This is a genomic window from Cryptosporangium arvum DSM 44712 (assembly GCF_000585375.1).
Classification (GTDB): domain Bacteria; phylum Actinomycetota; class Actinomycetes; order Mycobacteriales; family Cryptosporangiaceae; genus Cryptosporangium; species Cryptosporangium arvum.
The window spans coordinates 1,487,170-1,501,428 of sequence record NZ_KK073874.1 but is presented as its reverse complement, the minus strand read 5'-3'; the positions used below and the strand labels follow the sequence as shown (position 1 = coordinate 1,501,428).

Genomic DNA, 14,259 nt, shown 5'->3' with positions numbered 1-14,259 from the left:
AGCTGGCTGGACGTGAGCTGCGAGGCCGGGATCTCCGGGGAGTCACCAGGTGCCACGTGCCCCTCCCTTCGGACCGGAGTTGGCAACCGTCACCGGAGCGGCACGGTCGATGACACCACCGGACTGCAGCACGCCGGGTGCCGCGGCCCGCTCCAGCGCCGGCTGCTGACCGTTGACGGACAGGCCGGTCGGCGGTGCCGAGAGGAACCACACCGGCGTGAACTCGAACGGCATACCCGGGCGGTAACGCGGCGTGCGATTGCCGCCACCGACGCCGAGCGTCAGCAGCGCCAGGACGCCCGCCACCGCCAGGGGGATCAGGACGAAGATGAGTGTGGTCTCCAGCACGGACATCGGGAGCTCTCACTCTCTCTCACGAGCGAGCGGACGTGTGGACGCCGCTTACGGTAGCGGAGGGCGGTCCCACCGCATGTGAAGGGTGTCCGCCGTCGTACCCGGTGACGCCGGGGTTTCACCTCGCCGTAGGCGGTCGGCTGTGGACCGTCAGAACGGCCAGATGCTGTCCCACAGGTTCGACCACCACTCGCTGACCATCGCACCGACGTCGGAGAAGTTGCTGACGCCACGGGTGGCGAAGAACAGCCCGCACAGCAGGATGAACGTGCCGGTCACAGCGTTCTGCAGGAACGTGCTGCGGCGTGAGCCCCGTTCGAGGGTGGAGCGGATCAGGTGACCGCCGAGGCGCACCAGCCACCAGACCGCGAAGGCCGCCACGACGACGAGGATCGCCGCGGTGATCGGTTCGCCGGTGTCGGCGCCGCTGATGATCGCGACCGTGGCCAGCCAGAGCAGCCAGCCGGCCGCGGCGACGACCGTCGCGAACGTCGTGTACTTCTTGCCGCTGCGGCGCAGCGGGCCGGAGGGCTGCTGCTGCGGGGGCTGGCCGCCGCCGTGCTGGTCGCCGTACGGGTCGTGGCCCTCGTCACGACGCCGCCGTGAGTTGTCCACGTCGTCGACGCCCGGCTGGCGCGGGCCGACCTTCGCCACCCCGCTGCGGATCTTCGGCCCGGCGGGCGGGCCGGACTGCGGCGCGTCGGCGTCCGAGTACCGGGGCATGGCGGTGGTCTTCGGCGGCGCCGACTGCGCCCCCTTCGCCCCCGGCAGATCGGGCAGCGGCGCCGTCGGGTTGGGCGCCACCCGCCCGCCCGGGCCCGGCGCCGCGGCGCCGTACGCCGGCCCGCCCGACGACGGGGCCGACGGCGCGGGCGGCCGCGGTGCCTGGGCACCGTAGGCGGGCCCACCGGAAGCAGGCGCCCCGTACACGGGCCCGCCCGACCCCGACGCGCCGTAGGCCGGGCCGCCGGAACCCGGGGCGGCGCCGTAGGCCGGGCCGCCGGAAGCGGGAGCGGAGGCCGCGTAGGGTGCCGCGGCGGCAGCGCCGCCGACGGCGGCGGTGCCCACCTTGGCGGCCCCACGGATCGGCGCGGACGCTCGGGCCGCGGGCGCGGACGGCGCCTGGGGCGGGATGCGCTCGACGCGCGTCGGGGTGGGCCCGGTGGCCGCGCCGGCGATCCAGTCGACGTGCGTGCTCGCCGCGGGCACCGCCGACGCCAGCCGCGCCAGCGTCGTGACCCAGTTGACCAGCTCCGAGCTGAGCGGACGCTTGCCCGGGTCGTCGTCGAGCGGCGCCAGCAGGTGCGCGGCGAGCGCCGGGTTGGCGTCGAGCAGCGGGTGACGGCGCAGCGCGCCCGGGGCCACCAGGGCACCGTCGTAGTGCGACGTCGCCCGGTCGGCGCGCGGCAACCAGCCGGTGACCAGGTGATACGCGACCGACCCGAACCCGTGCACGTCGTACGAGGGCCCGACCACGCCGGTGAACGCCTCCGGCCCCGCGGACTCGGGCGTGTGCGCGATCGTCGTGATGTGCTGCGGGTCGTGGTAGCGCGCGGCGGTGAAGTCGATCAGCCGGATCTCACCGGTGGGCAGCACCAGCACGTTCGCCGGCTTGACGTCCATGTGGAGAACCGAGGTGTCACCGCGGTCGGCCGGCCGGTGCAGGAGCGCGATCGTGCGCGCCAGCGTGGTGAGCACGGCCGGGCCGTTCAGGCGCGGAACGGCCTCGCCCCCGGCCTGCTTGGCCACGTGCTGCAGCAGCGTGTGACCGGGCAGGTAGTCGAGCACCTGGAACGGGATCCGCCGGTCGGTGCTGGAACCGAGCACGGAGGTGGCGTTCGCGGCGACCGGCGGCGCGCCGTAGAACCCGTCGACACGCAGGCAGATGCCCGGAACGTCGCGCGTGTTGAGGTCCATGAGGACCGCGTCGCCCTTGTCCCAGGAGCGCATCTGGTCGAGCACGGGCCGCCGGTGGTCCTCGCGGAACACCTTCACGGTCACCGGAGCCGAGCGCACGCCGCTCGAGAGCCGCACGCCGCGGAACACGTCCGCCTGCCCGCCGGAGCCCAGCCGGCCGGTCAGCCGGTACCGCTGGCGCCCCTCGGGAAGCGGTCCGTCCGGCCCGCAGACCAGGTCGACGGTGTCCGCTCCCACACTGGTCATTTGCGCCGTCCTCTGATGTCGCCAGGAACCCCTACGGTACCTACACGACCCCAGTCCTCGGGCTCACTGCGACCGAAGGACGACAACCCCAGGGTTTCCCCTGAGTCACGCCGAGGCTTGTTCCGGGATGTCGAGCCACGTGTACCAGAGCGGATCGGGCGTGCGATGGCCCAGCACCCGCCAGGCCACACCGGTGGGCGCGGCGGGGCGGCGACGCAGGCGCCAGCCGAGCTCGGTGAGCGTCCGGTCGGCCTTGACGTGGTTGCACCGGGTGCACGCGGCGACCACGTTGTCCCACACGTGCCGGCCACCCCGGCTGCGCGGCATCACGTGGTCGATCGTCGTCGCCGACGAGGTGCAGTACGCGCAGCGCCCGCCGTCGCGGGCGAAGATCGCCCGCCGGGTCAGGGACACCTGCCCCCGGAACGGCACCTTCACGAAACGCGTGAGCCGGACGACGGCCGGTGCGACCACCATCGTGGTCGTGGAACGAAGAAGGCCGTCCCCCTCGGTCACGGGGACGGCCTTGTCGGTGAGTACCAATACGGCAGCACGCCGTACTGGTACCACGCACAATGGTTCGTACGTGGCATTGAGTACCAGCGATACGGCTGTACCAGGCATCGGATCACCTCCGCTGCCGCAATGATCGCTTACCAGACGCGGTTCTGCACGCATGATCCGGGAGGTACTGAATCCCTTCTTCGTCACAGTCGCGCACGCGGACTGGTTCGTCCTGATCCGTCCCCAGGGCGGTGAGCACGCCACCGGGCCCGGTGCTGTACCAAGAACACTGTGAGTCTGCGTCTACCCGCCGCCGTCCCCTCGTGGTTCGAGGAGTGGCCCAGCTTCCTGAACGACAACGTCGCCCCCAGCTGCGCGCTCGGCAAAGAGAACGAGGGCTCGGTCTGCAAGTGGGTCTGGGACTCGACCGAGAGCCGATGGCTGGCGAACGCATCGGAATGGCTGCTCGCCAAGCCGCTGGCCGTCGTGCTGATCGTCGTCGTGGCGATGCTGATCCGCTGGGCGATCTACCGGACGATCAGGGCGATCACCTCGGTCGGCAACGGCGACGCCGAAGCCACGACGCCGGACGGCAAGCCGAAGAAGAAGCCGCGGATCCTGCGCCCGTTCCGGGAGAAGGCCGAGTCCGCGCTCCTGGCGTCGGGCCTGATGAGCGAGCGGCGGGCCCAGCGGGCGAGCACGCTCGGCTCGGTGCTGCGCAGCGTGACGTCGGTGATCATCCTCGTCGTCGCGGGCTCGACGATCCTCGGGCTGTTCGACATCAACCTGGCGCCGCTGGTGGCCAGCGCCGGTATCGCCGGTGTGGCGCTGGGGTTCGGTGCCCAGTCGCTGGTACGTGACTACCTGTCCGGCATCTTCATGATCCTCGAGGACCAGTACGGCGTCGGCGACATCGTCGATCTGGGTGAGGCCAGCGGCACCGTGGAGGGCGTGGGGCTGCGGATCACGACGGTCCGCGACGTCCGCGGGGTGGTCTGGTACATCCGCAACGGGGAGATCCTGCGGGTGGGCAACAAGAGCCAGGGCTGGGCGCAGGTCGTCATCGACGTCCCGATACCGTTCGGCACCGACCTGGAGAAGGCGCACGAGGTGCTCACCGAGGCCGCGGCCCGGCTCACCGAGGAAGAAGAGTTCAAGGACGACCTGCTCGCGCCGCCGGAGGTGCTCGGCGTGGACCAGATGACCGCCACCGGCCTCATGCTCCGCGTGACGGTTCGCACCACGACCGCGGCCCAGTGGCGGGTGGCCCGCGAACTCCGCGCCCGGATCAGTACCGACCTGGCCGCCGCCGAGATCACCTCCGGCATCGCCCCCATCCCCGCACCGCCCGCCTGAGTGGGCGTCCCGCCCAGGGTTCACGCACGAAACAAGGCGCCTGGCGGCGCTCGTAGGATGGGGTCATGACGCAGCCCTCGCCGGATTTTTACGAAGCGGTCGGTGGGGACGACACGTTCCATCGGCTGGTGGCCGCGTTCTATCGCGGTGTCGCCGAGGACCAGGTGCTCCGTCCGCTCTACCCGGAGGAAGACCTCGGGCCGGCCGAGGAGCGATTCCGGCTCTTCCTCATGCAGTACTGGGGCGGCCCGCGCACCTACTCCGATCAGCGCGGGCACCCGCGTCTGCGGATGCGTCACGCACCGTTCCGCGTCGGTGTCGCCGAGCGTGACGCCTGGCTGAACCGGATGCGTGACGCGATGGACGAGATCGCGCTGCCGGCCGAATACGACGCCACGATCTGGGAGTACTTCGTCCGGGCCGCGGACTTCATGGTCAACCACATCGAGGACATCCAGCAGGGCCGCGCCGCGCAGATTTGAGCCGGTCGAATCGGGGTAAGGGTTAGTTCCGCTCGAGCCTCTGGCAGCATGTGGGCTCTGAAACGATTCCGGAACCCCGGGGGTACATCTTGGCTGGCACGTGGTGGCGCGATGCCGTGTTCTACCAGGTCTACGTGCGTAGTTTCGCCGACTCGAACGGCGACGGAGTAGGCGACCTGGCGGGGCTGAAGTCCCGCCTGCCCTACCTCGCCGACCTCGGCGTCGACGCGCTCTGGTTGAACCCGTTCTATCGCTCCCCGATGGCCGACCACGGCTACGACGTCGCCGACCCGCGCGACGTCGACCCGGTCTTCGGCACGCTCGCGGACTTCGACGACATGGTCGCCGAGGCCCACCGGCTCGGGATCAAGGTCACCGTCGACCTGGTCCCCAACCACAGCTCCGACCAGCACGTCTGGTTCCAGGAGGCGCTCACGGCGGCTCCGGGCAGCCCGGAGCGGGAGCGCTACATCTTCCGCGACGGCCGCGGGCCTGACGGCAGCGAGGCGCCGAACAACTGGACGTCGGTCTTCGGCGGCCCGGCCTGGCACCGCGTCACCGAGCCGGACGGCACGCCCGGGCAGTGGTACCTGCACCTGTTCGCACCCGAGCAGCCCGACCTCAACTGGGACAACCCGGAGGTCATGGCCGACCTGGAGAAGACGCTCCGGTTCTGGCTCGACCGCGGCGCCGACGGGTTCCGGATCGACGTCGCGCACGGCCTGGCCAAGCCGCCGGGCCTGCCCGACATGGAGGCGGTCAAGGAGACGCTGGCCGGCGACGGCCACCCGCGCTTCGACTACGACGGCGTCCACGAGATCCACCGCCGCATCCGCAAGGTGCTCGACGAGTACCCCGACTCGATGGCGGTCGGCGAAATCTGGGTCCAGGACGTCGAGCGGCTCAAGCTCTACCTGCGTGCCGACGAGCTGCACCTGGCGTTCAACTTCGTGATCGTGCAGGCCCGCTGGCGCGCCGACGAGCTGCGTAAGGCGATCGACGACTCGCGCGACACGGTGTCGGGCACGCCGGCCCCGCCGTGCTGGGTGTGGTCGAACCACGACATCGTCCGGCACGTCTCGCGCTTCGGCGAGGGTCTGGTCGGCGACCGGCGGGCCCGCGCCGCGTCGATGCTGACGTTCGCGCTGCCCGGCGTCGTCTACGTCTACTACGGCGACGAAGTGGGCCTGCCGAACGTCGAGCTGCCCGACGAGGTCCTGCAGGACCCGACGTGGGAGCGCTCCGGGCACTCGGTGCGGGGACGCGACGCGTGCCGGATCCCGATGCCGTGGACGCCGGGTGAGCCGCCGTACGGGTTCTCGCCCGAGCCCGTCGACACCTGGCTCCCCCAGCCCGCCGGCTGGTCGCCGCTGGCCGTGGAGTCGCAGGTCGGCGTCGAAGGGTCCACCCACACGCTGTACAAGGAGGCGATCGCGCTCCGGAAGGCGCGCGAGGAGTTCTCCGGCGAGATGACGTGGCTGGACGCCCCCGAGGGGTGCCTGGCGTTCCGCCGCGACGGTGGCCTGACCTGCCTGGTGAACTTCACCAACCACCCGGTGGAGCTGCCGGAGCACCGCGAGCTGCTGCTCACCAGCGTCCCCCTGGTCGACGGGAAGCTCCCGGGCGACGCCGCCGCCTGGCTGGTCTGAGCGACCGCGGCCCGCGCCCACCCGGCGCGGGCCGCCCACCGGCCGATGTGGACCGGCGACGCTACCGTGTGGCCTCGTGACATTGGACCGGCCTGCGCGGGTGTTGGCCGCCGGCGTATCGGCGCTGGTCGTGCTCGTGTGGTTCGTCGCCTGGATCGGCCGCGACGAACCCGATGAGGTCGTCCGCGACTATCTCGAGGCGCTGTCGGCCGGCCGGACCGCCGAGGCCCTGGACATCTCCCGCGCCGAGGACGTCCCGACCGGCCCGTTCCTCCGCCGGGAGGCGCTGTCCCGCGGTTGGACGATCGACGCGGTCGAGACCCCGAAGGTGGTCGAGGGCGGCATACCCGACTTCGAGAACGAGGACGTCTACTCCGTGGCCTACCGCCTGGGCGGTGGCCACCGCGGTGAGTTCCGCCTGGCCGAGGACGGCTGGAGCTGGCGAATAGACGATCCGCTGGTCAGCGTCCCCTTCTGGCCCCGGCTGTTCTCTTTCCTGCAGATCGGCCCGGTGCGAGTGCCGCTGCGGCCCGACGATCCGACCACGGTCCGGTCCGATGCCACCCGGTTCTGGATGTTCCCCGGCGTGTACACGCCGTACGCCAATGTCCCTTCCACCGCTCTGGCGCCGAAGAACCCCCGGCTGATCGTGACGGACCAGGGCTCGTACGACCCCGAATTCACCGTCACGGCGGCCGGTAACCGAACCGCGCAGGCCGCCGTGGACGCGGTGCTGGACGACTGCGTTGCGCTGCGCACCGCGCAATGCACGATGGCGCCCTGGTACGACAGCAGATACGACACGGAAAAAGGCTTGGTCGACCCGGAGGACGTGACGACGCAACGGTGGCGAATCGTCCGCCGACCCGCGATCAGCGTGCGGGACTCACGCGATCCCAACGGCACGGACGGGCCGCTCGAGACCTACGTCGTCACACCCGGCGTGCTGCGACTCGACGCCACCGGCCTCGACCGCGACTACGATCCGGTCGGATTCGCGCAGACCTGCGAGATCAACAAATTTCGGCTGCCGACCCGGCTGAGCGACGCCGGTGTCCTGACCTTCCCGCGCGACGGCGATCCGGTCCACGTCGAGCTGAAGTGCACTAGCGCAGAAGCGTGACGCCGAACGCGGCGGTGCGGTGGTAGGCGGTGCCGTGGTCGGCGCTCAGCCGGACCCAGGGGCCGCACGTGGCCACCTCCACCGGCCGGTCGCCCAGGAACGCCATCCGGGCCAGCGCCAGCAGCAGGCGGAACGTCACCGCGACCTCCGGTGCGCCCGGCGCGTCGCCGCGTACCCGGAGGGTCTCGTGGTCGAGCAGCGACTCGCCCGCGGCCTGGGTGCCGGCCGCGCGGAAGGCTTTCTGACCGGCGGTGATCAGATCACGAACCACCGCGGAGGGCACGGTGTCCAGCACCTGCCAGCCCCGCTCGGGCGGTAGCGAACCCCGCCACTCCGAGTCCCGCCGCTGCGGCGACTCGGACTCCAGCAGCTCGGTGGCACGCACCGTGGCGTCGTCCAACCACATGCCCGGCACCGTGCGCGCGACCAGGACGTCGAACGGCAACGAAGCCCAGAGCGTCAGGTGGTCGGGGCCGGACGGCCGGATCCGCACCAGCGCACCCGCGTCGAGCCGGACCACCCGCCCCAGGAAAACGCCCAGGTCACGTCGCTCGACCACCGGAACCGTCACGATTCCTCCCGCCAGGCCTCGAGGAACTCACGCTCCTCGGGACGCAGTCGACGCGGACGCCCGGCCGGCAGCGAAACCGGCACCAGCTTCGTGAGGCCGCGCGCCGCCGACTCCTCCGCGTGGTTGAACAGCTCGTAGCCGACGCCGTAGCTGGCGGCCCGCACCTCGGTGACCCAGCAGTCGACCCGGATCGGACCGCGCCCGTACCTCACCGGCCGGACGTAGTCGATCTCGTGCCGGATGACCACGCAGCCGTCGAGCATCCCGGACAGCGCCTCTCCCCCGTCGAGGATCAGCGCCGTCCGGGCCTCTTCGAACAGCGTCAGGAACCGGGCGTTGTTGACGTGCCCGAACGCGTCCATGTCCGACCAGCGGACCTGACACCATTCCGTGTGCCGCGGCATGTCAGTCGCGGGTCAGCTTCCGGTAGGTCACGCGGTGCGGACGAGCCGCCTCGGCGCCGAGCCGGTCGACCTTGTTCTTCTCGTACGACTCGAAGTTGCCCTCGAACCAGTACCACTGCGAGTCACCCTCGTACGCGAGGATGTGCGTGGCGACGCGGTCGAGGAACCACCGGTCGTGGGTGATGACCACGGCGCAGCCCGGGAACTCCAGCAGCGCGTTCTCCAGCGACGACAGGGTCTCGACGTCGAGGTCGTTCGTCGGCTCGTCCAGGAGCAGCAGGTTGCCGCCCTGCTTGAGCGTCAACGCCAGGTTGAGCCGGTTGCGCTCACCGCCGGAGAGCACGCCGGCCGGCTTCTGCTGGTCGGGGCCCTTGAAGCCGAACGCGCTGACGTACGCACGCGAGGGCATCTCGACCTTGCCCACCTGGATGTAGTCCAGGCCGTCGGAGACGACCTCCCACAGCGTCTTCTTCGGGTCGATACCGCCACGGCCCTGGTCGACGTAGGAGATCTGCACGGTCTCGCCGATCTTCACCGCGCCGCTGTCGGGCTTCTCCTCGCCCATCAGCGTGCGGAACAGCGTCGTCTTACCGGCGCCGTTCGGGCCGATGATGCCGACGATGCCGTTGCGCGGCAGCGTGAAGCTCAGGTTGTCGATGAGCACCCGCTCACCGAAGCCCTTGGTGAGCTTGTCGGTCTCGATCACCACGTTGCCCAGGCGCGGGCCCGGCGGGATCTGGATCTCCTCGAAGTCGAGCTTGCGGTGCCGGTCGGCCTCGGCCGCCATCTCCTCGTACCGGGCCAGACGCGACTTGCTCTTGGCCTGACGCGCCTTCGCGTTCGACCGCACCCACTCGAGCTCTTCCTTGAGCCGCTTGGCGCGCTTGGCGTCCTTCTGGCCCTCGACCTTCATCCGCTCGGCCTTCTTCTCCAGGTAAGTGGAGTAGTTGCCCTCGTACGGGTAGGTGCGGCCGCGGTCGATCTCGAGGATCCACTCGGCGACGTTGTCGAGGAAGTACCGGTCGTGCGTGACGGCGAGCACGGCGCCGGCGTACTTGGAGAGGTGCTGCTCCAGCCACAGGACGCTCTCCGCGTCCAGGTGGTTGGTGGGCTCGTCGAGCAGCAGCAGGTCGGGCGCCTGCAACAGCAGCTTGCACAGGGCGACGCGACGCCGCTCACCGCCGGAGAGCACGCGGACGTCCGCGTCGCCGGGCGGGCAGCGCAGCGCGTCCATCGCCTGCTCGATCTGGCTGTCGAGCTCCCAGGCGTTGGCGGCCTCGATCTTGTCCATCAGCTCGGCCTGCTCGGCCAGGAGCTTGTCGAAGTCGGCGTCGGGCTCGCCCATCGCCTCGTTGACCGCGTCGTACCGCTTGAGGACACCGCGGATCTCGGCGACGCCCTCTTCGACGTTGCCGCGCACGTCCAGGTCTTCGTTGAGCGGCGGCTCCTGGAGCAGGATGCCGACGGTGGCGTCGGGGGCCAGCAGAGCGTCGCCGTTCGAGGCGTTCTCCATTCCGGCCATGATCTTGAGCACCGTCGACTTACCGGCACCGTTGGGACCGACGACGCCGATCTTCGCGCCGGGCAGGAACGACAGCGTGACGTCGTCGAGAATCACTTTGTCGCCGTGCGCCTTGCGCACCTTGCGCATCGTGTAGATGTACTGGGCCATCAGGGGGTCGTTCCTCCGCGGATCGCGTACGTCCTTCCATCCTCCCAGGTCTGCGCGGCGCGGCGAAATCAACGCCCCCGGGGGGGATCCGCGCGTAGAACGCGCCGTTACGCCCCGGTATTCCGTCCGTACCCGCGGCGCAGCAACTCGGTGAGCTCGGTGGCGGCGCCCGCCGTGTCGAACGCCGGGTCGTCGAGAAGTTGCCCCACGATCGCGTCGACCGCCCCGTTGACCAGGACCGCGACGACGATCGGGTCGATGCCCTCGCGGTAGTCGCCGGCCGCGACGGCCTGCTCCACCAGGGAGGCGACCGCGTCCCGCCGGCTGGGACCGCTCGGGACGTCGTCGGCGCCGGTCCGCTCCACGACGGCCTCGACGATCATCCGCACGTGGGCCGGGTGTGCCCGCAGGTGCGCGACGAGCGAGTGGACGTACGCGTCCAGCGCCGCCGCCCCGGAGGCCGCGTCCACGGCGCGCCCGACGTCGTCGGTGAGGCTGTGCAGCACCGATCCGTAGGCGGCGCGCACGATCGCGTCCTTCGACGGGAAGTGGTAGAGCACCGCGGCCTTGGTGAGCCCGGCGGCGTCGGCGATCCGCTGCAGCGAGGCCTTCGCGAAGCCGTGCTCGGCGACGACGTCGATCGTGACGCCGACGATCTGCGCACGCCGCGCCTGCTCGACGAAGGTCAGGGGTTTCCCGGGTGCCACTTTTCGACCCTAGCGTTCTACCATGTGGTTAGTAAATCGACCGCACGGTAGAAGGGATCAGCTCATGTCACGCAACCGCCGCCTGCTCTTCGGCAGCCTCGGAGTCCTCGGCGCGCTCGCCCTGATCACCGCCTACGCGCTGCGCGACCCGTCCCCGATCGGCTACTTCACCTCGGGTGAGGCCCAGGACCGCTTCCTCGCCGCCTACGACGACGCGATGGACGACCTGCCCGCTCCCGACCGCACTCTCGACGTGCGGACCAGCTACGGGATCGTCCGCGTCTACCACTTCGCCGGTGCCGCGCCGGACGAGGACCCGCTCGTGCTGCTTCCGGGCCGCGCTTCGGCGTCGCCGATCTGGGCCGACAACCTGCCGTCGCTGTTACGGCTGCGCAGCGCCTACACCGTCGACCTGCTCGGCGAGCCCGGCTACAGCGTCCAGCAGCGGCCGATCACGACGCCGGCCGATCACGCCCGGTGGCTGCACGAGGTCCTGGAGGTGTTGCCGGAGCCGCGGGTCCACCTGGTCGGCTGGTCGATCGGCGGCTGGACGGCGGCGAACCTGGCGGTGCACGAGCCGACCAAGGTCGCGAGCGTCTCGCTGTTCGACCCGGTCGTCGTGTTCGGGAACCTCTCCGCCCAGGCGGTGCTCCGCTCGGTGCCGGCGAGCGTCAAGTGGTTCCCGAAGTCCTGGCGGGACGGCTTCGCGCGCTGGACCGCCAACGACGCCCCGGTCGAGGACGAGCCGGTCGCGCGGATGATCGAGCAGGGCATGCAGTCCTACGTGATCAAGCTGTCGGCGCCGTCCCGCCCGAGCGACGGGCAGCTCCGGAATCTGCGGATACCGACGCTGGTGATCTTCGGCGGCGAATCCCGGATGCACGATCCGGATGCCGGCGCCGAGAACGCGCGCCGACTGCTGCCGAACAGCACCGTGAAGGTCTACGACGACGCCTCACACGCCGTCAACGCCGAATACCCCGACCGTCTCGCGGCGGACCTGAAAACACTCCTGGCATGACGAAGCGCCGGGCCCGAAGGGGTTGGGCCCGGCGCTTCGGCTCGATCGACCGGTCAGCCCTTCAGGCCACCGGCCAGCAGACCTCGCACGAAGTATTTCTGCAGGGACAGGAACACGATCAGCGGAACGATCAGCGAGACGAACGCGCCCGCGGTCAATCGTTCCCACCGGTCGCCGCGCGAGCCGGCCATCTCGGCCAGCCGCACGGTCAGCGGTGCGACGTCCTTCGTGCCGCCGGTGAACGTGAGCGCGACCAGCAGGTCGTTCCACACCCACAGGAACTCGAAGATGCCGAACGAGGCCAGCGCCGGCGTGATCAGCGGGAGCATCAGCTTCCGGAAGATCGCGCCGTGCCCGGCACCGTCGACCCGAGCTGCCTCCACCATCTCCCGAGGGATTTCGGAGATGAAGTTGTGCAGCAGGAACGTGCCGAGCGGCAGACCGAACGCGGCGTGCGCGATCCAGACCGTCACGAACGTGCCGGTGAGGTTGAAGTCCGGGACGATCGTGATGCTGCCGATGTGAGCACCGTTGGAGAAGAGCTGCAGCAGCGGGATCAGCGCCATCTGCAGCGGCACGATCTGCAGCGCGAAGATGCCGATGAACACCCAGCTGCGGCCCTTGAAATCGATCCAGGCCAGCGCGTACGCGGCCATCGCCGCGAGCGTCAGCGTGAAGATCGTCGCCGGGACGGCGATCACGATCGAGTTGACGAAGTAGCTGGCCAGCTGCGTCGAGGACGTTCCGAACAGAACCGTCTCGTAGTTCTCCAGCGTGAACGACGGGTTGGTGAACGCCGTCCACCAGCCGGTCGTCTTGATCTCGCGCTCCGGCCGGAACGACGAGAGCAGCAGCCCGAACGTCGGGATCGTCCAGACCACCGCGATCAGCAGCGAGATGATCGACGCCGTCCGCGATGTCAGCCGCTTCTTCACCCGGTTGGCCATCGGTTCGGTGACCGCTACCGGGGGTGTCTGGGCGGCGGTGGCCGCGACCGTGCTCATCGGGTCTCCTCCCGCTGACGAAGAACCCGGATCTGGTAGAGCACCAGCGGGATCACCAGGACGAACAGCAGGAGCGCGAGCGCGGCACCGCGGCCGGGCTCCCGGAACCGGAACGCCTGCGTGTACATCTCGTTCGCGATGACGCTGGTGTCGAAGTTACCGCCGGTCATCGTCCGGACGATGTCGAAGACCTTCAACACCGCGATCGTGATCGTCGACAGCACGACGATCACCGCCCCGCGGATCGACGGCAGAGTGACCTGCCAGAACATGCTCCAAGGGTTGACGCCGTCGATGCGCGCGGCCTCGACGATGTCGGCCGGGATGCCCTTGATCGCGGCCGAGAGCACGACCATCGCGAAACCGGCCTGGATCCACACCATGACGATGAGGAGCAGGAACGTGTTCAGCGGTGGGTCGAGCAGCAGCTGCTTGGGCTCGCCGCCGAACCAGACGATGAACTGGTTGATCAGGCCGATCTGCTCGTTGCCGCCACCCCGGTAGGCGTACATGAACTTCCAGATGATGCCGGCGCCGACGAACGAGATCGCCATCGGCATGAACACCAGCGTCTTGGAGATCGCCTCGGTGCGCGCCTTGTCGATCACGATCGCGTAGAGCAGGCCGATGCCGGTCGCCAGGATCGGCGTCAGCACGGTCCAGATGATCGTGTTGCGGATCGTGATCAGCGCTTCGTCCTCGGTGAACAACCACTTGTAGTTGTCCAACCCGACGAAGTCACCGGCCGCGTTGGTGAACGACAGGATCGTCGTCCGGACCGCCGGTATCAGCAGCCCGACCGCCAGCAGCACGACCGCGGGCAGCAGGAACACCGCCAGCTGGTACCTGTCGTGGCCGCGCTTGGGGGCGCGATCGACCACGAGCAGGAGGAGCCCCACGACCGCGCCGAAGACGGCGACGGCCAGCAGAGCGTTGAACAGTTTCGGGCCCCAGTCGACAAAATCCACGGCCCACTCCTTCCGATGCCGGAATGCCCGGGGGTCCAGCCCCCGGGCACCCGACCCGCACAGGTTTCGTCAGCGCACGCCCGTGGTCCGGGCCGTGACGCCAGTGGAATTACGCCTTCTCGTTCGTGGCGCGTCACGGCCGTCACGCGAGTTTCACCATCTTGCGCCGACGCCCGGCACCAGGCCGGGCATCAGCGGAAACTCGTGGCGGCAAATTCGTAACGCTCGGCCACCGAACGGTGGGCAAGCAGGTGCCCGGGCGGTGCGGAAGCACCGCCCGG

At 70.0% G+C, this 14,259-nt stretch carries 14 protein-coding genes; 5 read left to right on the top strand and 9 right to left on the bottom strand.

Features of this window, described 5'->3' with window-relative positions:
• Window positions 1-42: 42 nt before the first annotated feature.
• From ctaJ to CRYAR_RS06885, 3 genes are all read right to left on the bottom strand, one after another.
• On the bottom strand, window positions 43-354 hold the full coding sequence (gene ctaJ, locus CRYAR_RS06895) for an aa3-type cytochrome oxidase subunit CtaJ (protein ID WP_035849180.1): 312 nt from the start codon (window positions 352-354) through the stop codon (window positions 43-45).
• Window positions 355-504: 150 nt separating this feature from the next.
• A complete protein-coding gene (locus CRYAR_RS06890; RefSeq protein WP_035849178.1) occupies window positions 505-2,517 on the bottom strand; it encodes a protein kinase domain-containing protein in 2,013 nt (670 codons plus the stop codon).
• 105 nt (window positions 2,518-2,622) lie between these two features.
• Entirely contained in the window at window positions 2,623-3,141 is a 519-nt protein-coding gene (locus CRYAR_RS06885; RefSeq protein ID WP_035849176.1) for an HNH endonuclease, read from the bottom strand.
• 171 nt (window positions 3,142-3,312) lie between these two features.
• Here CRYAR_RS06885 and CRYAR_RS06880 point away from each other — a divergent pair, with 171 nt between their 5' ends.
• The 4 genes from CRYAR_RS06880 (at window position 3,313) to CRYAR_RS06865 (ending at window position 7,631) form a co-directional block, all read left to right on the top strand.
• Window positions 3,313-4,377: a mechanosensitive ion channel family protein gene (locus CRYAR_RS06880; protein WP_211247305.1), complete on the top strand. Its 1,065-nt coding sequence runs from the start codon at window positions 3,313-3,315 to the stop codon at window positions 4,375-4,377.
• A 65-nt stretch (window positions 4,378-4,442) separates the two neighbouring features.
• The gene (locus CRYAR_RS06875; RefSeq protein WP_035849174.1) at window positions 4,443-4,859 is read left to right on the top strand and encodes a globin; all 417 of its coding nucleotides are present in this window, start codon (window positions 4,443-4,445) and stop codon (window positions 4,857-4,859) included.
• An 89-nt stretch (window positions 4,860-4,948) separates the two neighbouring features.
• A complete protein-coding gene (locus tag CRYAR_RS06870; protein WP_245620409.1) occupies window positions 4,949-6,508 on the top strand; it encodes a glycoside hydrolase family 13 protein in 1,560 nt (519 codons plus the stop codon).
• Between the two features lie 76 nt (window positions 6,509-6,584).
• Window positions 6,585-7,631, top strand: coding sequence for a hypothetical protein (locus tag CRYAR_RS06865; RefSeq protein ID WP_157017443.1), 1,047 nt, complete (start codon window positions 6,585-6,587; stop codon window positions 7,629-7,631).
• Here CRYAR_RS06865 and CRYAR_RS06860 read toward each other — a convergent pair.
• From CRYAR_RS06860 to CRYAR_RS06845, 4 genes are all read right to left on the bottom strand, one after another.
• A complete protein-coding gene (locus tag CRYAR_RS06860; RefSeq protein ID WP_084700174.1) occupies window positions 7,615-8,202 on the bottom strand; it encodes a DUF8185 domain-containing protein in 588 nt (195 codons plus the stop codon). The genes CRYAR_RS06865 and CRYAR_RS06860 overlap by 17 nt on opposite strands.
• Entirely contained in the window at window positions 8,199-8,606 is a 408-nt protein-coding gene (locus CRYAR_RS06855; protein ID WP_035849168.1) for an acyl-CoA thioesterase, read from the bottom strand. The genes CRYAR_RS06860 and CRYAR_RS06855 overlap by 4 nt, the downstream gene beginning before the upstream one ends.
• 1 nt (window position 8,607) lies before the next feature.
• A complete protein-coding gene (ettA, locus tag CRYAR_RS06850) occupies window positions 8,608-10,278 on the bottom strand; it encodes an energy-dependent translational throttle protein EttA (RefSeq protein WP_035849165.1) in 1,671 nt (556 codons plus the stop codon).
• Between the two features lie 107 nt (window positions 10,279-10,385).
• Window positions 10,386-10,985, bottom strand: coding sequence for a TetR/AcrR family transcriptional regulator (locus CRYAR_RS06845; protein WP_035849164.1), 600 nt, complete (start codon window positions 10,983-10,985; stop codon window positions 10,386-10,388).
• Window positions 10,986-11,049: 64 nt separating this feature from the next.
• Here CRYAR_RS06845 and CRYAR_RS06840 point away from each other — a divergent pair, with 64 nt between their 5' ends.
• Window positions 11,050-12,006, top strand: coding sequence for an alpha/beta fold hydrolase (locus tag CRYAR_RS06840; RefSeq protein ID WP_035849162.1), 957 nt, complete (start codon window positions 11,050-11,052; stop codon window positions 12,004-12,006).
• 53 nt (window positions 12,007-12,059) lie between these two features.
• Here CRYAR_RS06840 and CRYAR_RS06835 read toward each other — a convergent pair whose 3' ends face one another.
• Window positions 12,060-13,010, bottom strand: a complete 951-nt coding sequence (locus tag CRYAR_RS06835; RefSeq protein ID WP_035849159.1) for a carbohydrate ABC transporter permease — start codon at window positions 13,008-13,010, stop codon at window positions 12,060-12,062.
• Window positions 13,007-13,978, bottom strand: a complete 972-nt coding sequence (locus CRYAR_RS06830) for a carbohydrate ABC transporter permease (protein ID WP_035849157.1) — start codon at window positions 13,976-13,978, stop codon at window positions 13,007-13,009. The genes CRYAR_RS06835 and CRYAR_RS06830 overlap by 4 nt, the downstream gene beginning before the upstream one ends.
• Window positions 13,979-14,259 lie beyond the last annotated feature (281 nt).

Excerpts from the sequence above, each read along its gene's own strand:
- ctaJ (WP_035849180.1), bottom strand. The coding sequence starts at position 354 with ATGTCCGTGCTGGAGACCACACTCATCTTCGTCCTGATCCCCCTGGCG.
- CRYAR_RS06890 (WP_035849178.1), bottom strand. The coding sequence starts at position 2,517 with ATGACCAGTGTGGGAGCGGACACCGTCGACCTGGTCTGCGGGCCGGAC.
- CRYAR_RS06885 (WP_035849176.1), bottom strand. The coding sequence starts at position 3,141 with ATGCCTGGTACAGCCGTATCGCTGGTACTCAATGCCACGTACGAACCA.
- CRYAR_RS06875 (WP_035849174.1), top strand. The coding sequence starts at position 4,443 with ATGACGCAGCCCTCGCCGGATTTTTACGAAGCGGTCGGTGGGGACGAC.
- CRYAR_RS06855 (WP_035849168.1), bottom strand. The coding sequence starts at position 8,606 with ATGCCGCGGCACACGGAATGGTGTCAGGTCCGCTGGTCGGACATGGAC.
- ettA (WP_035849165.1), bottom strand. The coding sequence starts at position 10,278 with ATGGCCCAGTACATCTACACGATGCGCAAGGTGCGCAAGGCGCACGGC.
- CRYAR_RS06840 (WP_035849162.1), top strand. The coding sequence starts at position 11,050 with ATGTCACGCAACCGCCGCCTGCTCTTCGGCAGCCTCGGAGTCCTCGGC.
- CRYAR_RS06835 (WP_035849159.1), bottom strand. The coding sequence starts at position 13,010 with ATGAGCACGGTCGCGGCCACCGCCGCCCAGACACCCCCGGTAGCGGTC.